Origin of the sequence: Paraburkholderia sp. A1BS-2L (genome assembly GCF_051125205.1) — a bacterium.
Lineage (GTDB): Bacteria > Pseudomonadota > Gammaproteobacteria > Burkholderiales > Burkholderiaceae > Paraburkholderia.
This window is the reverse complement of record NZ_CP120430.1, coordinates 768530-791679: the sequence shown is the minus strand read 5'-3', so window position 1 is coordinate 791679 and position 23150 is coordinate 768530. Positions and strand designations below refer to the sequence as shown.

18 protein-coding genes and 4 pseudogenes are annotated in these 23150 nt (G+C 62.9%); 12 read left to right on the top strand and 10 right to left on the bottom strand.

Translation table 11 applies throughout. From position 1 onward, the window contains the following. Positions 1-133 precede the first annotated feature (133 nt). A pseudogene (locus tag P5W98_RS28165) lies at positions 134-457 on the top strand (ABC transporter substrate-binding protein); the annotation flags it as partial. 534 nt (positions 458-991) lie between these two features. Here the strand turns inward: P5W98_RS28165 and P5W98_RS28160 are convergent. Then, a pseudogene (locus P5W98_RS28160) lies at positions 992-1832 on the bottom strand (TolC family protein); the annotation flags it as partial. A gap of 77 nt (positions 1833-1909) precedes the next feature. On the opposite strand from P5W98_RS28160, the gene P5W98_RS28155 reads away from it, so the two are divergent. The 4 genes from P5W98_RS28155 to P5W98_RS28140 all read left to right on the top strand — a co-directional run bounded on the left by P5W98_RS28155 (position 1910) and on the right by P5W98_RS28140 (position 7703). Continuing rightward, positions 1910-2527, top strand: a complete 618-nt coding sequence (locus P5W98_RS28155) for a TetR/AcrR family transcriptional regulator (protein WP_421027982.1) — start codon at positions 1910-1912, stop codon at positions 2525-2527. An 82-nt stretch (positions 2528-2609) separates the two neighbouring features. Beyond that, positions 2610-3725, top strand: a complete 1116-nt coding sequence (locus P5W98_RS28150; protein WP_421027981.1) for an efflux RND transporter periplasmic adaptor subunit — start codon at positions 2610-2612, stop codon at positions 3723-3725. Then, positions 3722-6865, top strand: a complete 3144-nt coding sequence (locus tag P5W98_RS28145) for an efflux RND transporter permease subunit (RefSeq protein ID WP_421027980.1) — start codon at positions 3722-3724, stop codon at positions 6863-6865. Before P5W98_RS28150 ends, P5W98_RS28145 begins: the two co-directional genes overlap by 4 nt. A gap of 31 nt (positions 6866-6896) precedes the next feature. Next, positions 6897-7703: an oxidoreductase gene (locus P5W98_RS28140; protein ID WP_421027979.1), complete on the top strand. Its 807-nt coding sequence runs from the start codon at positions 6897-6899 to the stop codon at positions 7701-7703. Between the two features lie 444 nt (positions 7704-8147). Here P5W98_RS28140 and P5W98_RS28135 read toward each other — a convergent pair whose 3' ends face one another. Further along, a complete protein-coding gene (locus P5W98_RS28135) occupies positions 8148-9011 on the bottom strand; it encodes a class I SAM-dependent methyltransferase (protein WP_421027978.1) in 864 nt (287 codons plus the stop codon). On the opposite strand from P5W98_RS28135, the gene P5W98_RS28130 reads away from it, so the two are divergent. Further along, positions 9010-9411, top strand: coding sequence for a DUF736 family protein (locus tag P5W98_RS28130; RefSeq protein WP_421027977.1), 402 nt, complete (start codon positions 9010-9012; stop codon positions 9409-9411). The two genes, P5W98_RS28135 and P5W98_RS28130, sit on opposite strands and share 2 nt — an antisense overlap. Here the strand turns inward: P5W98_RS28130 and P5W98_RS28125 are convergent. Continuing rightward, complete coding sequence (locus tag P5W98_RS28125) at positions 9306-10199, bottom strand: NAD(P)/FAD-dependent oxidoreductase (protein WP_421027976.1); 894 nt, start codon at positions 10197-10199, stop codon at positions 9306-9308. The genes P5W98_RS28130 and P5W98_RS28125 overlap by 106 nt on opposite strands. Positions 10200-10490: 291 nt before the next feature. Between P5W98_RS28125 and P5W98_RS28120 the strand changes: the two genes are divergently transcribed. After that, positions 10491-11123 (top strand): TetR/AcrR family transcriptional regulator, encoded by a 633-nt coding sequence (locus P5W98_RS28120; protein ID WP_421027975.1) that lies wholly within the window; start codon positions 10491-10493, stop codon positions 11121-11123. Further along, a pseudogene (locus P5W98_RS28115) lies at positions 11114-11233 on the top strand (IS5/IS1182 family transposase); the annotation flags it as partial. The gene P5W98_RS28120 and the pseudogene P5W98_RS28115, both read left to right, overlap by 10 nt. 322 nt (positions 11234-11555) lie before the next feature. Here the strand turns inward: P5W98_RS28115 and P5W98_RS28110 are convergent. From P5W98_RS28110 to P5W98_RS28080, 7 genes and pseudogenes are all read right to left on the bottom strand, one after another. Beyond that, positions 11556-11732 (bottom strand): annotated as a pseudogene (locus P5W98_RS28110) (3-hydroxyacyl-CoA dehydrogenase NAD-binding domain-containing protein); the annotation flags it as partial. Positions 11733-11773: 41 nt separating this feature from the next. Beyond that, entirely contained in the window at positions 11774-13096 is a 1323-nt protein-coding gene (locus P5W98_RS28105; RefSeq protein ID WP_421027974.1) for an MFS transporter, read from the bottom strand. 143 nt (positions 13097-13239) lie between these two features. Next, a complete protein-coding gene (locus tag P5W98_RS28100) occupies positions 13240-16815 on the bottom strand; it encodes an indolepyruvate ferredoxin oxidoreductase family protein (RefSeq protein WP_421027973.1) in 3576 nt (1191 codons plus the stop codon). A gap of 81 nt (positions 16816-16896) precedes the next feature. Then, entirely contained in the window at positions 16897-17910 is a 1014-nt protein-coding gene (locus P5W98_RS28095) for an Ldh family oxidoreductase (protein ID WP_421027972.1), read from the bottom strand. Next, positions 17907-18611, bottom strand: coding sequence for a GntR family transcriptional regulator (locus tag P5W98_RS28090; protein WP_421027971.1), 705 nt, complete (start codon positions 18609-18611; stop codon positions 17907-17909). Before P5W98_RS28090 ends, P5W98_RS28095 begins: the two co-directional genes overlap by 4 nt. A gap of 6 nt (positions 18612-18617) precedes the next feature. Then, entirely contained in the window at positions 18618-19772 is a 1155-nt protein-coding gene (locus tag P5W98_RS28085) for a UxaA family hydrolase (protein ID WP_421028057.1), read from the bottom strand. Positions 19773-19776: 4 nt separating this feature from the next. Continuing rightward, complete coding sequence (locus P5W98_RS28080) at positions 19777-20067, bottom strand: UxaA family hydrolase (RefSeq protein ID WP_421027970.1); 291 nt, start codon at positions 20065-20067, stop codon at positions 19777-19779. A 241-nt stretch (positions 20068-20308) separates the two neighbouring features. Between P5W98_RS28080 and P5W98_RS28075 the strand changes: the two genes are divergently transcribed. Genes P5W98_RS28075 through P5W98_RS28060 form a run of 4 tightly spaced genes read left to right on the top strand, consistent with a single transcriptional unit; the run spans position 20309 to position 22978 of the window. After that, positions 20309-20770, top strand: a complete 462-nt coding sequence (locus tag P5W98_RS28075) for a hypothetical protein (protein WP_421027969.1) — start codon at positions 20309-20311, stop codon at positions 20768-20770. Further along, positions 20760-21125 carry a hypothetical protein gene (locus tag P5W98_RS28070; protein WP_421027968.1) on the top strand — a complete coding sequence of 122 codons (366 nt, stop codon included), beginning with the start codon at positions 20760-20762 and terminating at the stop codon, positions 21123-21125. The genes P5W98_RS28075 and P5W98_RS28070 overlap by 11 nt, the downstream gene beginning before the upstream one ends. Positions 21126-21163: 38 nt before the next feature. Further along, positions 21164-22135, top strand: coding sequence for a quinone oxidoreductase family protein (locus P5W98_RS28065; RefSeq protein ID WP_421027967.1), 972 nt, complete (start codon positions 21164-21166; stop codon positions 22133-22135). A 48-nt stretch (positions 22136-22183) separates the two neighbouring features. Then, positions 22184-22978 carry a TauD/TfdA dioxygenase family protein gene (locus tag P5W98_RS28060; RefSeq protein WP_421027966.1) on the top strand — a complete coding sequence of 265 codons (795 nt, stop codon included), beginning with the start codon at positions 22184-22186 and terminating at the stop codon, positions 22976-22978. Positions 22979-23150 lie beyond the last annotated feature (172 nt).

Genomic DNA, 23150 nt, shown 5'->3' with positions numbered 1-23150 from the left:
CTCGGGTAGTACCAAACGCCAGACGATCTGGTCGATTCATTGTTTTAATAAGGAATCCAATTTTTATGAGTGGCGTGTGTTCGGTTCGTTCAGATAATCTCTAGTGCAACGCGGTGCGCACGCCGGATTTATATTGCGTAGAAATCTGATTCATAACTCGAATCATCGTGGATTGGCTGCGGGCGGCATTAACCCTGCATGGGCTGCGCCACCGGATGCCCTCGTGGCCGCGGCCACGCAGGAAGGGCAGTTGACCTCGATCGCCCTGCCTAATGACTGGTGCGCGGCTCGCTGATCGCCGCATTCCAGAAGAAATACGGCATCCATGTCAACGAGCACAACCCTTGTGCAGGCTCGGGGGGGCGAGATCGAAGCGATCAAGGCGACCACAGGCAATAAGGGACCACAGGCGCCCGACGTGATCGATGTCGGCCTGTCTTTCTCACCCTTAGTCCGGATTGGATAGGGCGCCGGTCTTTCCGGACGTCCACGGATAGCCACTTCATTCCGTTGACTGCCACCGATTCTTGGGGGTAGTTTTGAGTAGGTCGCAGGCTGTGAAGCGAGATACTCCAAGTCCCCGCCGGGACTTCAATCCGCAAAGCCAAGTTGGGTATGATGTCTGTTGCACGGTGCTGGCGGAGCGTGCGTAAATTGAAAAGCAATCCGAAGTTTGTGTGCGGCCACTGACAATAGCGGGAACATTACGACGGAGTCGTATGGTTTTGCCATAGCAAGAGAAGAAAACTTGTCGTAATGGCCCGGGTATTTCATATTTTTCCGGAGAAAGCGGGGCGCTCACGCGAGTAAAACAGCCTACGGCCTCCCCCCGTTTTGCAAACCCGGACGCTTCATGCAGCGTTGGCCTGCTCAAATCTATCGTTGTGGGGACTGCTCCTCGCGACACGATAAAGTTCACGCTCGCGAGCCCCCCATAGTTAGGCGGCTTCAGGAGCGTCTTTCTTGCCGGGCGTCCCATGCGCATCCCAACTCCGTTGCCTGCGAACCCCGGGGCGGCCGGGATCTCGCCGCCCTCGATGAGTTCCGCCCGATGCGTGCCGGGGCTGTGCACCCATCACACCCGGCGCGTTCATCGCCGCATCCAGGCCGGCCTCCAGGACCGGAATGGATGCCTGCACCCGGGCCAGCGCACCCTCGGCCTGGCTCACCTGGAGATCTGCCGCCGGCTCCTTGCCGTACAAAAGGTTGATGGTCGACAGCAGTTCCTGGTGCGTCTGCAACTGCTTGCGCGCCACCTGCAGACGAGCCTGCAATCCGCGAATGGTGATGTAGATGTCGGCGGTCTGGGAGGTCACAGCCAGGCGCGTGGCCGCCTCGCTGGCCTCTGAAGCCTGATAGTCGGCAAGTGCCGCTTCCCGCCCGCGACGCAGGCCACCAAACACATCGAGTTCCCAGCCCGCGCTGAAATTGGCCTCGAGCGCTCGAAACCGCGTCGAGTTCAGGACACGTCCCAGCGGCGTTTCAACCGACTGGTAGACCCGGGCCGCCGGGCCGCTTGCGTTGCCGGAAGGCAGCAGCGCTGCATTCGCTGCCCCGAGTCCTGCGCGCGACTGCGAGACGCGCGCCGCGGCCTGCGCGAGGTCAAGGTTCTGCTCCAGCGCAAGCGTAACGAATCGTGTCAGTTGCGGATCGCCGAAACCTGACCACCATGTGGCCAGGTCCGCACTCGCTACCGCCTGCCGATGACCTGGCGGCCTGCCCTCGGAAATGCTCTGGCATCGCTACAACTGGGCGACATAGTCGGGGCCGCCAGCGCAACCCGCCGATAGGCTGACGACAATGGCCGCAGCAAGGAAGTGTTTGGGTAGCATGAGCGTCTTTGCGAGAACCTTTTCGATGACCATAAAACCAAATAGTCACTAGTTGTCCATTTCTGTATGCTATGCCCATGAAAAAGACCACCACTCCTTCCGCTCCCGCGCGCGGCCCGGCTGATCACGAGGTGCGGGACCAGATCGTTGCCGCCGCCACCGAGCACTTTAGCCGGTATGGCTACGAGAAAACGACGGTATCTGACCTCGCCCGGGCGATCGGGTTTTCGAAGGCGTACATCTACAAGTTCTTCGAATCGAAGCAGGCCATTGGCGAAATGATCTGTGTTAACTGTCTGCGCCAAATCGAAGGCGAGGTGCGGACAGCGGTTGCACAGGCGGATCTGCCGCCGGAAAAGTTGCGACGAGTGTTCAAGGTCTTTACCGAGGCCAGCCTCAGGCTGTTTTTCCGGGACCGCAAGCTGTACGACATCGCTGCGTCAGCCGCAACGGAAAACTGGCAGGCGGTGCAAGCTTATGAAGCACGGGTTCAGAAGCTGCTCCAGGAAGTGCTCCAGGAAGGCCGGCAAAGCGGTGACTTCGAGCGCAAGACGCCATTGGATGAAACCGCGATGGCGATCTATCTGGTGCTGCGCCCCTACCTCAATCCGCTTCTTCTGCAATACAACCGCGATACCACCGACGTCGCGCCGGCGCAACTCTCCAGCCTGGTACTTCGAAGCCTGTCGCCATGACCCCGTTCTTTTTGTGACGGTTGACTGATTTGGTCACTAGAACCATAATGAAAGCCATCATCATTCCCTCGATGGGACTTTCATGTTCTCGCGTTGCCTCGCCACCTCCGCACTCGCCTGTGCGCTGCTACTTGCGCTAGCGGCGTGCGTCGAAAAAAACCAGTCTGATCCGCGCACCGTGGTGCCGCTGGTGCGCACGGCAATCGTTCAGCGCGCCACGCCTGCATCGCGCTCGTTTACGGGGACGGTCGCGGCTCGCGTGCAAAGCGACCTGGGTTTCCGCGTTTCCGGCAAGGTGCTGCAAAGGCTTGTGGATACCGGCCAAACCGTCAAACGGGGTCAGCTGCTGATGCGTCTCGACCCCATCGATCTCAAACTTGCCGCGCAGGCGCGGCAAGAGGCGGTCACCGCTGCGCGGGCGCGAGCGCGGCAGACCGCACAGGATGAGAAGCGCTATCGCGATCTGCGCGGCACGGGTGCGATCTCGGCTTCGGCCTACGACCAGGCCAAGGCGGCCGCCGATGCAGCCAGGGCGCAGCTCAGCGCGGCGGAAGCCGACGCCGACGTGGCGCGCAATGCGACGGGCTATGCCGAGCTGGTGGCGGACGGGGATGGCGTCGTGATGGAGACGTTGGCCGAACCGGGACAGGTCGTGAGCGCCGGACAATCCGTGGTGCGCCTCGCTCACGCGGGGCGGCGCGAGGCTCTCATCCAGCTACCGGAAACCCTGCGTCCCGCCATCGGTTCGGACGCACAGGCCACCCTGTTCGGCAACAGCGGCGTCAGCGTGCCAGCCACGCTGCGCCAGCTCTCGGAGACGGCGGATCCCAGTACCCGCACCTTCGAAGCGCGTTATGTGCTGCAGGGTGCGCTGGCCGACGCGCCGCTAGGCGCGACCGTAACGGTGGAGATACCGGATGCACACGTGGCGCTCGAGGGCGGCTTGCAGGTGCCGATCGGCGCGGTGCTCGATGCGGGCAAAGGACCCGGGGTGTGGATCGTCAACGGCGAGCCGGCCCGGGTCGCATGGCGGCCGGTCACGGTCCTCCGCCTGGACGACGACAGCGCTCGCGTGTCAGGCACGCTGGAACAAGGTGACCGCGTCGTTGCGCTCGGTGCCCAATTGCTGCGCGATGGCGAACAGGTCCGGATGTCCGGCCAGACCGTCGCGGCGGCGAAGGAGGGAGCGCATCCGTGAGCGAAGGCCGATTCAACCTGTCGGCGCTCGCCGTGCGCGAGCGCTCCATCACCCTGTTCCTGATCTGCCTCATCTCGCTGGCCGGGCTGCTATCGTTCTTCAAGCTGGGTCGCGCCGAAGACCCGGCGTTCACGATCAAGGTGATGACCATCGTCACCGCGTGGCCTGGCGCCACCGCACAGGAGATGCACGATCAGGTCGCGGAGAAAATCGAAAAGCGCATGCAGGAACTGCGCTGGTACGACCGGACCGAGACCTATACGCGACCTGGACTGGCCTTCACAACGCTGACGTTGCTCGACAGCACACCGCCGTCGCAAGTGCAGGAGCAGTTCTACCAGGCCCGCAAAAAAATCAGCGACGAGACAGCCAATCTTCCGGCTGGTGTGATCGGGCCGCTGGTCAACGACGAATACGCGGATGTCACGTTTGCGCTTTTCGCACTGAAGGCCAGGGGCGAACCGCAGCGCCTGCTCGTGCGCGATGCGGAGTTGCTGCGCCAGCGGTTGCTGCACGTGCCGGGCGTGAAGAAAGTCGACATCATCGGCGAGCAGGCCGAGCGCATCTATGTCCAGTTCTCGCATGACCGGCTGGCAACGCTCGGTGTCAGCCCGCAGGACGTGTTCGCCGCGCTCAATGGCCAGAACGCCCTGACGCCAGCCGGCTCCGTGCAGACCAAAGGTCCGGAAGTGCTGATTCGCCTGGACGGCGCCTTTGACAAGCTGCAGAAGATCCGCGATACGCCCGTCGTCGTGCAAGGTCGCACGCTGAAGCTGTCGGACATTGCCACTGTCGAGCGCGGTTATGAAGATCCGGCGACATTCATGATTCGCAACAACGGCGAACCGGCCTTGCTGCTCGGCATCGTGATGCGCGACGGCTGGAACGGGCTCGATCTCGGAAAGGCACTCGACAGCGAGGTCGGCGTAATCAACGCCGGGCTCCCGCTGGGAATGAGCCTGACCAAGGTCACGGATCAGGCCGTCAACATTCATTCGGCGATTGACGAGTTCATGCTCAAGTTTTTCGCCGCTCTGCTGGTGGTCATGTTCGTGAGTTTCGTGAGCATGGGCTGGCGCGCAGGCCTGGTGGTTGCCGCCGCCGTGCCGTTGACGCTGGCCGTCGTGTTTGTGGTCATGGCCGCGACTGGCAAGAACTTCGACCGCATTACGCTTGGATCACTGATCCTGGCGCTGGGACTGCTGGTGGACGACGCAATCATCGCCATTGAAATGATGGTGGTGAAAATGGAGGAAGGCTACGGCCGTGTGGCCGCCTCTGCCTATGCCTGGAGCCACACTGCCGCCCCCATGCTCTCGGGCACGCTGGTGACGGCGGTCGGCTTCATGCCCAACGGCTTCGCGCGGTCCACCGCAGGCGAATACACCAGCAACATGTTCTGGATCGTCGGCATTGCACTGATCGCGTCCTGGGTCGTTGCCGTGGTCTTCACGCCCTACCTCGGCGTGAAGATGCTGCCCGACTTCAATAAGGTCGAAGGGGGGGGGCACGACGCAATTTACGACACGCCGCGCTACAACCGCTTCCGTCAACTGCTCACGCGCGTCATCGCGCGCAAATGGCTGGTCGCTGGTTCGGTCGTTGGCCTCTTCGCCCTGGCTATCCTTGGCATGGGCGTGGTCAAGAAGCAGTTCTTTCCGATCTCCGACCGCCCTGAAGTGCTGGTCGAGGTGCAGATGCCCTATGGCACATCGATTTCCCAGACCAGCGCCGCCACGCAAAAAGTGGAGGCATGGTTGTCTAAACAGAAGAACGCCAGAATCGTCACAGCTTACGTCGGGCAAGGTGCGCCGCGCTTTTTCCTGGCGATGGGACCGGAACTGCCTGATCCGTCGTTCGCGAAGATCGTGATCCGCACGGACAGTCAGGAGGAACGCGATGCATTGAAGGCGCGACTGCGGCGAGCCATCGCCGACGGTCTCGCCCCGCAAGCGCGCGTGCGCGTCACGCAGCTCGTGTTCGGGCCGTATTCGCCGTTTCCCGTCGCCTATCGCGTCACCGGTCCGGACCCGGACAAGCTGCGTGGTATCGCGGCTGAAGTCCAGCAGACGATGGAGGCCAGTCCGATGATGCGCACGGTCAACACCGATTGGGGCACGCGTACGCCCACGCTGCACTTCACCTTGCAGCAGGACCGCCTGGTGGCGCTCGGGCTGACATCCAGTGCCGTGGCGCAACAGCTGCAATTCTTCCTGACGGGCGTGCCTGTCACCGCCGTCCGTGAGGATATTCGAACCGTGCAGGTCATCGCGCGTTCGGCCGGCGATGTGCGTCTCGACCCGGCGCGGCTCGGCGACTTGACGCTGGCCGGGGCGAACGGGCAGCGTATTCCGCTGTCGCAGGTGGGCAAGGTCGACGTACGCATGGAAGAGCCGATCATGCGTTGGCGCGACCGCGTGCCGACGATCACGGTGCGCGGCGATATCGCCGATGGGCTGCAGCCACCGGACGTTTCAACGGCGATCACCGGGCAGCTTCAGCCGATCATCGCGAAGCTGCCCAGCGGCTATCGCATCGAGCAGGCGGGCTCCATCGAGGAATCGGCCAAGGCGACGACCGCCATGTTGCCGCTGTTCCCGATCATGCTGGCAATCACGCTGGTCATCATCATTCTCCAGGTTCGCTCGATATCGGCGATGGCGATGGTGTTCCTGACGAGTCCGCTCGGCCTCATTGGCGTCGTGCCGACATTGATCCTGTTCCGGCAGCCGTTCGGTATCAATGCGCTGGTCGGACTCATCGCGCTCTCGGGCATCCTGATGCGGAACACGCTGATCCTGATCGGGCAGATCCATCAGAACGCCCACGCGGGCCTGGATCCGTTCCACGCAGTTGTCGAAGCTACTGTGCAGCGTGCCCGCCCGGTGATCCTGACGGCGATGGCCGCAATCCTCGCATTCATCCCGCTGACGCATTCGGTGTTCTGGGGAACGCTCGCCTACACGCTGATCGGCGGCACGTTCGCCGGGACGATCCTGACCCTGGTGTTCCTGCCGGCCATGTATTCCATCTGGTTCAAGATCCGCCCCGGCAAACCAGCGGGTTCACACAGGGACCACCATCGCCTGCCATTGCATTCAGATTCGATGACACAGGACGCGCTCGACGCGCGCAGTTAACACCCCATCCATTCACCAAACGGAGCTGTTCATGTCGAATTCCACGGTTGTCGTTGTGACCGGCGTGTCATCGGGTATCGGTCGCGCCACCGCCCAAAAATTTGCGAGGCGAGGTTGCCGCGTGTTTGGCACAGTACGCAGCTTCGCAAAAGCGGTGCCTGTCGCCGGCGTCGAGCTCGTCGAGATGGATGTTCGCGACGATGCTTCGGTCAAGGCCGGAATCCAGTCCGTCATCGAACGCACCGGGCGAATCGACGTACTCGTCAATAATGCGGGAACGAGCCTGATCGGCGCCGTGGAGGAAACGTCGACTGCCGAGGCCTTGTCGTTGTTCGATACCAACTTCCTCAGCATTCTGCGTACGACACACGAAGTACTTCCCCATATGCGGGCGCAACGTGGCGGAAGGATCGTCAACGTCAGTTCGGTGCTCGGGTTCCTGCCCGCTCCCTACATGGGACTCTATTCGGCATCCAAGCATGCCGTCGAGGGGCTGACCGAAACCCTGGATCACGAGGTGCGCCAGTTCGGCATCCGGGTAACATTGGTCGAACCGTCCTTTACCAGGACGAACCTGGACATCAACACCGCTGCGGCAAGCTCGAAAATCGCCGACTATGACCGCGAGCGGGTGCTTGCATCGAGCGCAATCGTCAACAGTGCCAAAGGTGCTCCCGCGCCAGACGGAGTGGCAAACACGATTGTCGACGCGGCGCTTGGCGCCTGGCGTATGCGTCGCACACCGGCCGGCGAAGCATCGCTGTTGCGCAAATTGCGGCGCTTCATGCCCTTCGGTCCGGTCGACTCCAGCTTGAGGAAAACTTTCGGGCTCGTGTGAAGTTTTCTTTCTCGCCGCAACGTGGTCTGTGCATCACATTCGCGGGCGCGCCCTGCGCCGACGAGCAATCAGCTGCAGACGTCCATGGTCATGACGATCTCGACGCGTCGCAACAGCTTCGCGTTAGGGATCGTGTTCAGAACTCGTTTTGCTGCACTGAGCCATCAACATAGAGCCGATGCGGTGCAAGCGGTGCGGCACCTGGCTCGAATGCAGCGCGAGGTTCGGTATAAAGACCTTCTCCGACCAGCCAGGTCGGCAAAAATTTTGAATAGCATCCCTAAACACGTGCACCAACGTTTTCGAGTGTCGTGCAAACGCTGTACCCCGCCGTCAAGGCATCTAGCTCGCCAATGGCGGCTTCCAAACCCAGAAGGGACATCAGTCTGAGCGCCCAAAGACGCCCAGCTCCACCGAGCGGGGCATCTCCCCTGTTAATCCCTGTCAGCTTGCCGGATTGCGTGCCATGACGATCCACGCCGCGCCGTTGATCATCACCGACCGCTCGCCGGGGAGGCCCGCGAAGGCGGCACGAACCGCGGCCGAGGCGCGGGCGCGGATGTCGTCGGGCTGATCAGCGAGCGCACGCGACAGTGGGCCGACCTCGAGCGTCATCTTCACCGCGTCGTCGATCGCCGCGTCCCGCGTCTCGCCCTCGCCGAACGGGACGGAAGCATCGAAGGGCGCGATAGCGATATCGGTGAAGCCGGCCGCCGTCAGGATGCGTGCCACGCGCCCCCGGTCGCCGAACGAAAATGGGCCGGGCGCTTCGGGATCGGGCAGCGCGCTTGGCGGGACGATGCCCTTGAGCGCGCCCATCGGCAGGCGCACCCAATCGTTTTCGGCCGCGCCGCGCCAGCAGACGAAAGCGACCCGCCCGCCCGGCCGCAGCGCGCGTCGCATATGGGCGAACGCCGCTGTCGGATCGTCGAAGAACATCACCCCGAAACGCGAGAACAGGATGTCGAACGCGCCCTCGGGCAGCTCGGCGCTGCTGGCGTCGGCCACCTGGAACAGGACCGGCGTATCCTGTGGCACTAGCGCGCGCGCCCGGCTGATCAGCGGTTCGGATATGTCCACGCCGAGCACCTGGCCCCCCGCGCCGACGCAGGCGGCCAGAGCCAGACTCGACGCGCCCGCGCCGCAGCCGACGTCCAGCACGTGCTCGCCCGTCATGGGCGCGGCGGCTTCTATCGCGGCGTGGCCGAACACCGCCACCATGGCGTCGAGCCGGGCCTGGTTGGCGACCCAGCGCTCCCCGCTTTGACCATTCCAGTCGGCCACCTGATAGGCATTTTCCTTTGCCATGTCATCTCCTTGTTCTGATTCGTTCTTAACTCGCTACCCTTTGTTCGAGGCAACGGGGAGCCGAACCGATGGCAACGTGCGTACCGTCTCGAACAAACCCGCCTCCACCTGCGATAAGGCGCAAGACCTGCGTGTGATCGTCTCAGGCATCGAGATCGGTGCCGCCTGGCGCCAGACCTCGAAGGACAACCGCTCCTGCCATTCCGTCAATCTCGACGATCAGTACTTCACCGCGCCGATCTACGCCAACCTTTTCGACAGCGAAGACGCAACGGGAGAAGGGAATCCGTGCTCTCAAACCAGCATCGACTGCTGGGCGACGATACCCGCCATCGCGCCCTGCGATGATGCCTGGGTGACCGAGGGCAAGAAGGGCGTGGTAAGGTCGCCAGCGGCGTAGATGCCGGGCATGCTGGTTTGGCGGCGCTCGTCGACCTTGAGGACGATGCCGGTGGTCGTTTCGACCGTGGCGAGGCCCAGCGATTCATGCAGGCTTGCGGACGGCCTGTTGCGCGGCTGGGCGAACAGGACGTCGACCGCGATATTGCGGCGGGTATCGAGATTGACGGTGGTGATATGGCCGTTGTGATGGGCGATCTCGACGATCCGGCCATCGACGACAGGTACGTTGCGGCGCGCCAGATCGGCCTGGATATCGGGCGCAATGTCATGACCATCGGCGAACACAGTCAACTTGTCCGTCCAATCGCGGAACAGCCTGACAGACTGGTGCGACTGCGGGCCGGACCAGACGAGGCCCCAATGCTGGCCGGCGACTTCAAAGCCGTCGCAATAGGGGCAGGGCACGATGGACGTACCCCAGCTTTCGGCAAAGCCCGGAACATCAGGCATCTGGTCGGAGACGCCATAGCTCAGGATCAGGCGGCGCGCCCTTAGGCTTTCGTTATCGTCAGTGACGACGCAGAAATCGTCGACGGCGCCAGACACGCTCTCGGCCCGGGCATCGACCAGCCTGATCGTTGGATAGCGCGCCAGCTGCTGCCGCGCCTCGGCCAGGATGTCCAATGGCGGCTTGTGATCGTGGCCGAGCAGGCCATGCGAGTGGCCTGCAAAGCGGTTGCGCGGCCGGCCGGTATCGAGAACCGTGACCTTGCGGCGGGCACGGCCGAGCTGCAGGGACGCGGCGAGGCCGGCAAAGCTGCCGCCGATGATGATGACGTCATCCATGGTGATGGATTCCGTGTTGTGGATGGAGGGGTGGGCTGGGCGTGCTGTGCAATATCGTCCGGCGATACGCGTTCGAGGCGTCCGGCGGGCAGGGTTTCGGCATCGGCATCGGCGAGAAAGTGGCCCATCACTGTGTTGAACGGTCGGACAATGCCGCATTCGCTATCGCCGGGCGGCCCGGGGAAACCTGATTCGGACAACCGGTTGAGACCTGCCCTTGGTTTGCACATTTAAGATACTGAGTGGTATCGTAATTCAAGAATTTGAATACTGTCAAGTACCGTAATTGTCATGACTGAAAACAGCCAGGGCCGGCGGGGCCGGCCCGCCAACGAGGCGCTTCGCCAGACGATAGTCGACGCCGCCTGCGAACTCTTTGTGGAATTGGGTTTTCAAGCGACGACCATGGACAAGGTCGCCCAGCGGGCGAAGATTTCCAAGCTAAGCATCTATCGGCACTTCGAGAACAAGGAGGCGTTGTTCAGCGCGGCCATGGTGGCCCGCTGCCATCAATTTGCACCACAGGCCCTTTCTGAAGGCGTCGACGGTTCGGCCGAAGATCAGCTCATGGCGGTGGGATCATCCCTGCTTCGCACGCTGTTGAGCCCGGACGTCCGCAGTGTCGAAGCCATGGTTTTGGCCGACAAGACGAATCAAAAGTCGTTAAGCAAGCTCCATTACGAAGCCGGGCCCGCCCATGTCATCGCCCAGATCGAGGCCGTGTTGCGTCAGTTGCACGCGAAGGCGATTCTGAACGTGCCCGATGCTCTCCGGTCCGCCCGCTTGTTTGCCGCGCTTTTCAAAGGATCCGATCTCCTGCTTATCGCACGCTTCGATGAGGCGAGAGCAGAGGACGACAACGAAATCGAATCCTATTGCCGGTCGGCCGTCGCCATGTTCATCGCCGCGCACGGTCGCATCTAAAGGTGCGCTATCGCGGGTTGATGAAGAAGCCGCAGCAGTTGCACACGCTGTTTACTCTGAGCAATCTGTGGATGACTCGCGAACAACTGATGCGCGAGACCATTGCATGAGCGCAAAAGCCGCGGGGTCGCGGGGCCGGGCAGTGTGATGTACGAAACAGCGGCCTCGACGCACACACCTGAAATCGTCAGCACGGAAGGCACGGGCGGCTACGTGCAGTCGCTCGTGATCGTGACTGGCGATCTCGTCTTCCTCGACGGGAGCGACAAGGTGGTGGCCATCGAGAACTGGAAAACAGCGTTGCAGCGATACCTTGCCTACTGCGAGAAGCATGGCAGCGGCGCGCGACCTTACCGCGTTCCATTGATCTCGCGCGATGCGCCGCCCCGGGGCGCATCAAGATCGAACAGGAGAGGCGTTGGACACCGGATCAAGCTTGCCCTTCGTAACCAGTCGCTCGAGACTGCTGCTGAGGCTCGCCACTCCTCTGGAGAGGGCGGCCTCGGTCACGTCGATCATGACGACCTTCAACCCGGCGATGGCGGCGGTCTGGGCGATCCCGTTGCCCATCGTGCCAGCGCGAACGATACCGATCGATTCAGTTTGCATGTGCATGAAATCCTGCCATGCCGGATGTTCTCGAAGATTGGCTACTTCAGGCGGCGACCCATCGTTTCCGGAACCATCGCCAGGCCGACCAGCGAGAGCAAACCGCAGCCGATCACGTAGAACGCCGGTGAATCGGCATTGTGGGTCAGGTGAATCAGCAGCGTCGAGAAAAACTGGGAGAAGCTGCCGAAGATGACGGTAGCAACGTAATAGCTGACCGAGAGCCCCGTGGCCCGAAGACGCTGCGGCAGCACCTCGCTGACGAGCACAAGCGTGGCCGGCGAAGTCATCGCCATCGGCACGCCGAGCATAGCCGCAACGCCCAGCACGGTGGAGAGCGATGGATGACTGTTCAACATCAGGAAGGCCGGGTAGATCAACACCAGCATCGCAATTCGAGACCACCACACAACCGTGCGGCGGCCGATCCGATCGCTCAGCCAGCCGGAGAACGGGGAGAGGATCACCAGCAGCAGGGAGCCGACGAATCCGGCCCAGATCGACCGTGAGAGCGGAATATGCAGTTCAATCGCGGCATAGTTCGGCAGATAAAAGACGACCATATGCACGGCGGAGGCGAGCCCGATCATGAGCAGCACCGTCGCGACCAGCGCGCGCCAGTGACGCGTGGCGAGCTGCCAGTGCGTTTCGGCGGTGCTGTCCCCCCACTTCGTGGGCACCAGCGTTTCGTCGAGACGGCTGCGGATCATTACGCTGATCGGGATGACAAGCACGCCAATCACGAAAGCGACGCGCCATCCCCAGGAAGTCAGCGCGGGCGGCGTCAGGAGGTTCGCCAGCGCGAGCGCGACGAGCGCCGCGAAGACTGCGGCAAGCCCCTGGCTGAAGGGTTGCCAGCTCGTGTAGAAGCCCCGTGACCGGTCGTCCGCATACTCGAGAAGCATGGCGCTTGCGGGGCCCATTTCGCCGCCGATGGCAAAACCCTGGAGCAGTCGCGCGGCCGTCATCAGGATAGGCGCGGCAATACCGATCTGCGCATAGGTGGGCGTCAACACGAGAACCGCAGCGCTTAGCGCCATCAGCCAGAGCGTGAGTACGACAGCTGGCTTGCGTCCGACGCGGTCGGCATATGCTCCGATGACCAGCCCGCCGACCGGCCGCATCACATAGCCGACCCCGAACGCCGCAAACGACAGCAGCAGCTGGCCCACGCGATCGGTCACGGGGAAATAGAGCGGGCCGATCAGCGTGGCGAAGAAGTTGTAGACGACCGAGTCGTACAGTTCGAGGCCGCTACCTACGGTTATCGCCGCGATGACCATGGGTTTGGAAAGAGGCCGGGATGCCGATGTGGACGACGTCATGGGAGGATGAGCGCCGGGCGCGACACGGGGGTTCGACATGAGTGTCTCCTGATTTGTCTGGCGAGGCCAGTAGTTGCCCGCTCTTTGGCGGATAGGTGCCTGTATTGCACGTCTGGATGGCGGCACCGTCCAGGGCCGTCCGCCGGACTCGTTTTTCCATCAACTGAACGTGAGGCTATCCGTCAGCGTGCGACGCCGTTGCCGACGGCGGGTGTGGACCTGGACGTTTTCGCCAGGCGCCACTGCTGCATGAGAGCGGTCCATTTCGTGCGCACCGCGTCCAGGTTGCGCCCCTTGACGTGGCCGTAACCCCGGATACCTTCGGGAAGGCTCGCGATATCCAGCGCGAGCGTCAGGTTGGATTTCGAAAGCACAGGCAGGATTTCCTCGATGCAGGCCTGGTATTCGCGGATGAGCTCACGTTCGGTCCGGCGTTCGCCGGTGTGGCCGAACGGATCGAGGAACGTCCCGCGCAGGCCGCGCAGTGCGGCGAGAACGCGAAATGCGCTGCGGACCCACGGGCCGAACGGCCGCTTGACGGGTTCGCCATTCGCATCCTGCTTCGCGAAGAGCGGCGGGGCGAGATGGTGAACCAGTTTGAAGTCGCCTTCGAACATCCCCTCCACCTTTTTCGTGAATGCCGCATCCGTGTGCAGGCGCGCCACCTCATATTCGTCCTTGTACGCCATCAGCTTGAACAGGTATCGGGCGACGGTCTCGGTCAGCCGGTGACCGCCAATGCGCGACTCAGCTTGCTGCACCTTCGCCACAAATGCTGCATAGCGATCGGCGTAAGCGCGGTTCTGGTAGCTGATGAGAAACTCGCTGCGCTTGCTGATGATTTCATGCACCGACGGCTTCTTCGCGAACTGGATTACCTGGGCGTCGGCGGCCTGCATCGGCACCTTCGCGAAATGGTGCGCACAATGACGGCCCCATTCGAACGCCGCCTTATTGCTGTCGACCTGCACGCCATTGAGCTCGATGGCGCGCATCAGCGTGGCGCGCGAGAGCGGCACGCGCCCCTTCTGCCAAGCATAACCGAGCAGCATCAGGTTCGAGTAGATCGACTGGCCGAGCAGTTGGGTCGCGACCTGTTCCGCGTCGAAGACTCCGAGATGGTCGGGTTCGACGCCGGCCGAGATCGCCGCCAGGGCCTCGTCGTTCGGCGACTTCCAGTCGGGGTTGCGCACGAACGCCGCGGTGGGCGTGGCGTGGCTGTTCAGCACGACGTATGTCCGGCCCGGCAGCATTGTCGACAGTGTCGTCTTCTGCGCGCCGACGACGGTGTCGCAGGCGATCACCAGATCCGCCATCGCCACGTCGACTCGCGAAGCGTGCAGGGCGCTTGCGTCACCGGCAATCTGGATGTGACTCCAGGTGGCGCCGCCCATCTGGGCCATCCCGGTTGCGTCCTGCGTGATCACGCTTTTGCCTTCGAGGTGCGCGGCCATGCCGAGCACCTGGCCGATGGTGACGACCCCGGTCCCGCCCACGCCGGCCACCACGATCCTCGATGCAACGGCAGCATCGGGCAGCTGCGGCACAGGCAGCGCAGGCATGTCCGCGAGTCCGGCCTTGCGCGCGGCCTGGGGCTTCCTGAGCTGTCCGCCCTCGACGGTGACGAAGCTCGGGCAGAAGCCCTTCACACAGGAGAAGTCCTTGTTGCACGTGTTCTGGTTGATCTCGCGCTTGCGGCCGAATTCGGTCTCGAGAGGCTGCACCGCAACACAGTTGCTTTCGACCGAGCAGTCCCCGCAGCCTTCGCAGACCAGTTCATTGATGATGACGCGCTTCGCAGGGTCGGCCATCGTGCCGCGCTTGCGCTCGCGGCGCTTCTTGGTCGCGCAGACCTGATCGTAGATGATGACGGTGGTGCCTTCCGCTTCGCGCAGTTCGCGCTGCACGGCATCGAGCTCGTCCCGATGACGCACCGTGACTCCCTCCGCGAGGTTCGCGACTCCGGTGTACTTTGCGGGATCATCGGCCACCACGACGATGCGCTTTACCCCCTCCGCGGCCAGTTCGCGCGTCATGCCGGGCACGTCGAGCTGACCGTCTACGGGCTGTCCGCCCGTCATGGCCACTGCGCTGTTGAAGAGCACTTTGTAGGTGATGTTGACGCGGGCATGAATCGATTGCCGGATGGCGAGCAGTCCGGAGTGGTTGTACGTGCCGTCGCCGATGTTCGCGAACATGTGCTTGCGCGTCGTGAATGGCGCCTGGCCCATCCACGAAACGCCTTCGCCGCCCATCTGCGACCAGGAAGTGGTCGAGCGGTCCATCCATACCACCATGCCGTGGCATCCGATTCCCGCTGTCGCGAGCGAACCGTCGGGCACGCGGGTGCTGGTGTTGTGCGGGCAACCCGGGCAGAACCAGGGCAGCCGTTCAGCGCCGCCGGCGGGTTCGGAAGCGGCGCGTTCGCGCGCGTCGATTTCCGCGAGCCGGATATCCATGCGCGCGGCGACATCCGCGGGTACGCCGAGCTTTTTCAGACGGCTCGCGACCGCCTTTGCGACGAGCGACGGGGAGAGATCGGCCTTCGCGCGCAGCAACCAGTCGTCGCCCGGCGAGGAGTGACTCCATTCGCCCCCGCGATGGCTGGTGCCGTCGTCACGGTACTTGCCGACGATGACGGGACGCAGGTCGGAAGGGTAATGGTAGAGCTCGTCTTTGAGCTGTTGCTCCACGAGCGGACGCTTTTCCTCGACCACGAGGATTTCGCGCAGCCCACGCGCAAATTCGCGCACGCTTTGTGGTTCGAGCGGCCACACCACGCTGACCTTGTGCAGGCGGATACCGAGTTCCCGGCACCGCGCATCGTCCAGTCCGAGGTCGAGCAGTGCCTGACGCGTGTCGCTGTACGCCTTGCCGGTCGCGATGATGCCGAGCCGGTCGTGCGGTCCCTCGATGACATTGTGATTCAGCCGGTTCGCACGGATATAGGCAAGGGCTGCCGGCCACTTGTACTCCATCATCCGCGCTTCCTGGACGAGCGGGGCGTCGGGCCAGCGGATATGCAGGCCACCTTCCGGCATCGCGAAATCGTCGGGCAGGATGATGCGCACGCGCTCCGAATCGGTCTCGACCGGCGCGCCCGATTCGACCACCTCCTGCACGGTCTTCATGCCCGCCCACAGGCCGCTGTAACGGCTCATGGCAAAGGCATGGATGCCGAGGTCGAGAATGTCCTGCACGCTCGACGGAAAGAACACGGGCAGACCGCAGGCGATGAAGGTGTGGTCGCTCTGGTGCGCGAGCGTGCTGCTCTTGGAGACGTGGTCATCCCCGGCCAGTGCGATGACGCCTCCAAGGGGCGCAGTACCGGCCAGGTTGGCATGCTTGAGGGCGTCCGCGCTGCGGTCCACACCCGGGCCCTTGCCATACCAGATGCCGAACACGCCGTCGTATTTCCTGTTGTCCCGGTCGAACTCGACCTGCTGCGAGCCCCAGACGGCCGTCACGCCCAGTTCCTCGTTGACGCCCGGCTGGAACACCACGTGCTGTTCTGCGAGATGTCTTTTGGCCTGCCAGAGCGCCTGATCGTAAGTGCCAAGCGGCGAGCCGCGATACCCGGAAATGAAGGCGGCGCTCTGATGGCCGGCGAGTGCATCGCGCCGGCGTTGCATCAGTGGAAGGCGCACCAGTGCCTGCACGCCGCTCATGAAGGCGCGCCCCGTTTCCAGTGAATATTTGTCGTCTAGCGTGACGACCTCCATGGCCTTTCGGGTCGATTCGGTAAGGGGGGCATTCATGTGACTGACACTCGCCAAGATATTTGATATGGATAACTAATCGAATGGCGTGGAAGGAATCCAGCACCAGATTCGATAAACCTACGCAGGAAACCGGATGCGCAGTCGTTCGCCGAGCGACATCAGTTCCTGCATGATCGCCGGGGGCAGGGCGATGCCGCGTTCGCGTCCGGCGCGCTCCATTGCATCGCCGCGGTTGCCGGGCAGCCTCGCATCCTCGCCGCCGGCTGCAAGATAAACCTGCGTCCATTTGTGCATGTAATCGCCGAAGGCCTGTTGGCCACCCCAGCTAGCGGGGTTCACCAGCCAGAGGAACGCCCCTTGCATCGCGTCGCCACGACTGACGGGCGGAGTAGGTGCCCCGGCCGTGAGCGCGCCAGCGAGGCATTCGACCATCATTGCAATGCCAATGCCCTTGTGTCCGCCCATCGGCACGAGGAACCCGTCCAGCGCACGCTTCGCATCGGTGGTGGGGCAGCCTTCCGCATCGAGCGCCCAGCCCTCGGGAATGGGCTGGTTCTCGCGCGCCGCAAGCAGGATATGGCCACGCGCCGCGACGCTGCACGCGACGTCGAACACGATCGGTGCCTCATCGGGCACCGGGCACCCGAACGCGATCGGATTGTGTCCGATCGCCGCGCCGGTAAAGCCTTCCATCGCCAGCGCTGGCGGGGTGTGCTGCCCCATCATGCTGAAGGCGCCGCCTTCGGCAGCGAGCAGCGTATGAATGCCGAGCGCACCCAGGTGAGCGCACGACTGCAACACGACCAGCACCGACGCGCTTGTTTTGAGCGCTTCGAGCCCGAGGCGCACGGCATGGGGGCCGGCAACGTGCCCCATCGCGCCATCCGCGTCCAGAACGATGCCGCCGGCAAAGGCGCGGCTGGTCATTTGTGGCCTGGGATTGAAGGCGTTCGACTGAAGCCGGTCGACGTACGAGGCGAGACGCGTCATGCCATGTGTCTTGTAGCCGCGCAGTTCACTGCGAACAAGCATCGATGCCGCCTCGGTGGCCTGCTCCGGTGGTACATCGCAGGTTTCCAGCACGGCCGCCGTCCATTCGGCGAGCGCGTCGGGACGCAGGCGCTGGTTCATTGTCCATTCTCCCGGAGGATGACCAGTCGTTCGGCAAACGGCCCCGAATAGATCGACTGGTAGTAAAGGGGCCGGTTGCGCAGCGTATAGCCACGCAGTTCCATGATGAATCCGGGCACTTTGGACTCGAGGCCCAGTTCGCGCGCGGCAGCGGCAGGCAGTTCGCCGAACCGGATCCACTGGTCCACGCGCAACGTCGGCAGAGACAGACGTTGCGCGACCAGCTCACGCAGGTTCTTTTCGAGTGCGGCGCGGTTCACGCCACCCAGCTCGGCGAAATCTTCCTCGCGTAGCCAGAACTCGCTATATAGATCGAAACGCCCGCCGACGCTGATTACGCGATCGATGCGCACATAACCTTCGCCATCCAGGAAGTCGGACCATGGCCCCTTGCGCTTCAGACGCTTGACCGCGCGCGCATGCACGTAAGCGGGCAACTCATTGCCGTCGGCGTCGTGAAAGCGCAGGTAACGGACATCGGCCGGCGCGACGCGCGAGCCCGAGACGAACGTGCCGCGGCCCTGCTCGCGCGTGATGACGCCCGAGTGCACGAGCTGCGTGAGTGCCTTCTGGACGGTGCCGACGCTCACGCCGTGGCTTGCAGCCAGTTCGCCCTCGGAGGGCAGGCGATCACCCTCGCGAAGCGCCTGGGATTCGATGTGCCGGATGATTGCGTCCGACACCATGGATAGCTTGGTCATTTTGTCTCAGAGACTGCGTTCGAAACGGCTGATCGCTGTTTCCCTGACGTCCAGCACCTCGCTTGCGAGACGTGTACCCGATGCGACATCCATCGCGTACTGGAACAGCTCGTCGCCGATCTGTGAAATTTTCATGCCTTTTTCAAGGATCCCGCTTGCGTCGAAGTCGATGTTATCCGCCATCGTTTGCAAGGTCTGGATATTGCCACACACCTTGATCGTCGGCGCCACCATACTGCCGATCGGGTTGCCGACCCCGGTGCCGAAGAACGTGAGCTGGCAACCGGCGGCGGCAAGCCCGGTCAGGTTCTCGACTGCCGCGGCCGGTGCGTCCATGAAGTGCAGGCCCTTGCGCTGCGGGGCTTCGCCATAGCGGAGCACCCCGACGAGCGGGCTCGAGCCGGCCTTCGCCATCGCACCCAGCGCTTTTTCCTCGACCGTGGTCAGCCCGCCGCGCTTGTTGTCGGGCGAAGGCTGGGAGTCGCGCATGTCGACGCCACGGGCGAGCGCGAGATTCTCCATGTTGCGAACGGCCTCGACGAAGGCGGTCCTGACCGATTCATCGACGGCGCGTGCGGCGAACAGGTGATCCGCGCCGATGAACTCCGAGGTTTCGGAAATGATCACGGTGCCGCCTTCGGCGATGATTTCGTCCGCCATCCGTCCGATAACCGGATTGCAGCTGAGACCGGAGGTCGTGTCGGACCCGCCACACTCGACCCCGACGACCAGTTCCGACACCGGGCACGCTTCGCGACGCAGGCGCGAGGCCTCGATCGAAAGTTTCAGCGCCTTGCGCGTGCCTTGCGCAATGCAGTCAATGGTGCCGTGCGGCTGCAGGTGCACGGCCTCGACGGGCTTGCCGGTAGCCCGAATGCGGGCGGCGACTTCCTCGGTGGAGGATTCCTCGAGTCCCACCAGCAGCACGCTGGCGATGTTCGGATTGCGGCCCAGGCCGGCAATCGATTCGTACGCAAAGTCCAGGTCGGCGCCGAACTGCCCGCGCACAAACAGCGTGGTGACGGCGATCGTGCCCTCGACCGCGCCCGCAATCGACCGCGTCACCGGATTGCAGTTGTCCATGACAGAAACGACGGCGACCCAGTTGCGCACACCCACAGCGCCATTCGCGCGCCGATAGCCAAAAAACGTCTTCATTATCTGCTTACCTCGTATTCAGATCGCCGCGAGCGCGGGTGGAATCGATGTTGTGGACATGTGCGTGCTCGCCGACGACGAGGGCCTTGCGCGCAGAGCCGATCACCTGCCCGTACTTGAGCACCTTGTCGCCCGCAGCCGTTTGCACGATGCAGATCTTGTGTCCGAAGGGCACGTCCTGCCGCAACGTGACCTGCCCGGATCCTTCGCCCTGCAGGATGCAGCGTTCTCCCTCTTTGCCGGGATCGAGCAGCGTCGCGACGTTGTCCGAGGGGTGAAGCACGATGGCACGGGGCATCATCCAACTCCTATATATATCTTGAGACAAATTGCGGAAACCCTGACGGTGATCGATCGGCCTTGAAACGATGCGTTCAATCAACCTCTCGGTGAATGAAGCATAGGAGAGTGCGAACAACTCCTATATAGGTATTTTCCTGAACTCCTATATAGAAGTGTTGACTTGGATGTGGCTGGCGTCTATCTTTCAAACCATCCGCTGCACTTGCAGGGGCGCAAATGCGAGGAGACAGATTCTGATGAATGTGCAATCCCACCTTGAGAAGATCGCGAGGCTGGAGTCTTTACGCAACCGCATGGATCCGCTTCAGGATTTCGATCTCTGGTTCTGGGCCGGCATGACGGCCGGCACGCACGCGGTGAACGCGGCACTCCATCATGGCGGCATTACCGCGAGTGACGACATGTATCCGACGCAGCCGGGCGTTTATCTCGTTCCCCAGTGCGACGGTGGATTGAGGGCAGCGTTCCGGTCGGTCGGAGACATATTGCATGTCGGGCGTCCGGTCATCGAGGCACGAGTGCCAGAAGACGTGGCGTCGATGATGCACCTGATGGAAACGATCGAGCGGCACCGGGATCCATGCGTGCGTGAGGGGCGGACGCCGACAGCCGCGATTGTTGAGGAGTGCGATGCGGCACTCAGGCAGTGTCTGCTGCTCTTGGACAATCGCTTGAAAGGGGATGGGCATGGACTTTGAACAGCACCTGGCGGCCGCAACGCGTATCGAGCGGTCGCTGCAAAAGTGCGGCGCGAACGACTGGGAGATGAAGATAGAAGGCGCAATGCTCGCGGGTACACACTGGCTGAACGCCGCACTGCACCGCATGGGTGTCACGCAGCCAACGGGCGATGTATTTCACAGTTATCTGCTGACGGTGAACGAATACCGGCGACTGTGTGTTGCCGCTGATGAAACGGTTCGCGCGCTCTCGGAGATCGAAGACCTGCGTCCGCCATTCGTGCGCGGAAACTGGCCCGGCGCCGAGGCAGCTGCGGATCGTGCGCTCGCGCTGTTGTCGGTTATCCGCAGTAAGGTGACGGCCGCCGGTTGATCGCGTAGGGGCGAATTCAATTAGAGGAGAAAGGAATAGTGAAAGCAGTTCGTGTGACACCGACGCCCGATGGTGGCAGAGTGGAAGTTCTGGATATTCCCGTGCCGCAGGTCGGCGCGGGACAGGTGCTGGTCAGGGTGCGCGCTACGGGGCTGAATCGCGGCGAGATCAAGCAGGCGGGCGAACTGCGCTCGGGCAGCGCGATTACCGCCGGCGTCGAGTTCGCCGGTGAAGTGGAGCAGGTCGGAGAGGGTGTGACGCTCTGGCGCAAGGGCGACCGGGTGATGGGTCACGGGCGCAACTGCCAGGCGGAATACGTGATCGCAGACCCGCGGGCATTGATGCGTGTGCCTGACAACCTCTCCTGGATCGACGCGGCCGCGTTTCCCAACGTGTTTATCACGGCGCACGACGCCGTCGTGACCAACGGCCAGCTCCGCGAGGGCGAATCGATTCTGGTCAACGGGGCGTCGGGTGGCGTGGCCATGGCGGCCATCCAGATTGCCTCGGTGCTCGGGGCGAAGCCGGTGATCGCGACGTCCCGCTCCGCTGCGAAGCTCGACAAACTGAGCCAGTTCGGCGTGGACGTGGGCATCGACTCGTCGCGCGAATCGCAGGTGGAAGCCGTGATGGCAGCGACGGCTGGGCGCGGTGTGGACGTCGTCATCGATACTCTGGGCGGCCCGGTATTCGAGGCGAACATGGATAGCCTCGCGGTGAAGGGCAGACTGGTTCAGATCGCGCGCGTGGGTTCCCCGACTGCGCAGATCGACCTGGCAAAGCTGTGGCTCAAGCGCCTGAAACTGATCGGCGTGACGTTTCGCACGCGCACCGAAGCGGAGCGGCTCGAATGCATTCAGGCCTGCGCGCGCGATCTGCTGCCCGCGCTGGAAGCGGGCCGTATCCGGCTGCCGATTGATCGAACCTTTTCGATCGATGCGATTGGCGAAGCACACGCGTACATGCAACTCGATCAGCACGTCGGCAAGATCGTGCTGACGGTGGCGTGACGAATCCGACGAAAAGTGACGCATAGCGTCAACACACAGGAGACATGGATGAGCATCCGGATTACCCCGCTGACGGGCACGACCGGCGGGCTGGTCGAAGGCGTCAGCCTGAACGAGCCCATTAACCGCGATACGTTTGACGTGCTGCATCGCGCATTTCTCGACCACGGTGTGCTGGTCTTCCGTGGGCAGTTCCTGCAGCCGGCCGCACATATCGAATTTGCGAAGCTCTGGGGCAATCCCGCCCAGAACAACCCGCTCGATCCGCCGGTGCCCGGTTTCCCCGGCCTGATCCAGGTCACGAAGATTCCAAAGGAAACGGCTTCGACGGAAGCATGGCATTCGGACTCGATCTATACGCCGGTGCCGCCGAAGATCTCGATCCTCTCGGCCGTCGTTGTGCCGCACGGCGGCGACACGATGTGGTGCAACCAGTACGTGTCGTACGAGCGTCTGTCGCCGACCATGCAGCGCATGCTCGAAAGCCTGCGCGCACGCTTTGCCGGCCTGCGACTGGCGCGCATGAGAAACATCGACAAGGTCCCCGAAGCGGTTCATCCGATCGTGCGAACCCACCCCGAAACGCAGCGCAAGGCGCTCTATGTCGGCCACCCGGAAACGGCCAAACAGATCGAGGGCATGACCGTCGCCGAAAGCCGTCCGCTGCTCGACTTCCTGTACGAGCACTCGACGACGCCCGACAACGTCTACCGCCACATGTGGCAGGCCGGCGACGTGGTGATGTGGGATAACCGCTGCACGATGCACTACGCCGTGCATGACTACGGCGAGGCGGAACGTGTGCTGAACCGGATCACGCTCGAAGGCGAAGTGCCCGTCTGACCCGGGCACGCTGCGGAGTCTTCCGCAGCGTGCATTTTTCGGGCATTCAGCGTCTGCAATATAAACAGGATTGCTAATCATAAGAGCCGTGCCGGATATCGTGACAGGTTGCATGCAATTTCAAGGGGCGTCGCAGCCGATATGCCGTCGTGGAATGCGTGGCCGTGCGCCC

Bases quoted from the DNA above. Each gene is read 5' to 3' on its own strand.
- P5W98_RS28075 (WP_421027969.1), top strand. From the start codon at position 20,309: ATGAATGTGCAATCCCACCTTGAGAAGATCGCGAGGCTGGAGTCTTTA.
- P5W98_RS28155 (WP_421027982.1), top strand. From the start codon at position 1,910: ATGAAAAAGACCACCACTCCTTCCGCTCCCGCGCGCGGCCCGGCTGAT.
- P5W98_RS28150 (WP_421027981.1), top strand. From the start codon at position 2,610: ATGTTCTCGCGTTGCCTCGCCACCTCCGCACTCGCCTGTGCGCTGCTA.
- P5W98_RS28120 (WP_421027975.1), top strand. From the start codon at position 10,491: ATGACTGAAAACAGCCAGGGCCGGCGGGGCCGGCCCGCCAACGAGGCG.
- P5W98_RS28140 (WP_421027979.1), top strand. From the start codon at position 6,897: ATGTCGAATTCCACGGTTGTCGTTGTGACCGGCGTGTCATCGGGTATC.
- P5W98_RS28105 (WP_421027974.1), bottom strand. From the start codon at position 13,096: ATGTCGAACCCCCGTGTCGCGCCCGGCGCTCATCCTCCCATGACGTCG.
- P5W98_RS28080 (WP_421027970.1), bottom strand. From the start codon at position 20,067: ATGCCCCGTGCCATCGTGCTTCACCCCTCGGACAACGTCGCGACGCTG.
- P5W98_RS28095 (WP_421027972.1), bottom strand. From the start codon at position 17,910: ATGAACCAGCGCCTGCGTCCCGACGCGCTCGCCGAATGGACGGCGGCC.
- P5W98_RS28135 (WP_421027978.1), bottom strand. From the start codon at position 9,011: ATGGCAAAGGAAAATGCCTATCAGGTGGCCGACTGGAATGGTCAAAGC.
- P5W98_RS28125 (WP_421027976.1), bottom strand. From the start codon at position 10,199: ATGGATGACGTCATCATCATCGGCGGCAGCTTTGCCGGCCTCGCCGCG.
- P5W98_RS28100 (WP_421027973.1), bottom strand. From the start codon at position 16,815: ATGAATGCCCCCCTTACCGAATCGACCCGAAAGGCCATGGAGGTCGTC.
- P5W98_RS28130 (WP_421027977.1), top strand. From the start codon at position 9,010: ATGTCATCTCCTTGTTCTGATTCGTTCTTAACTCGCTACCCTTTGTTC.
- P5W98_RS28060 (WP_421027966.1), top strand. From the start codon at position 22,184: ATGAGCATCCGGATTACCCCGCTGACGGGCACGACCGGCGGGCTGGTC.
- P5W98_RS28070 (WP_421027968.1), top strand. From the start codon at position 20,760: ATGGACTTTGAACAGCACCTGGCGGCCGCAACGCGTATCGAGCGGTCG.
- P5W98_RS28090 (WP_421027971.1), bottom strand. From the start codon at position 18,611: ATGACCAAGCTATCCATGGTGTCGGACGCAATCATCCGGCACATCGAA.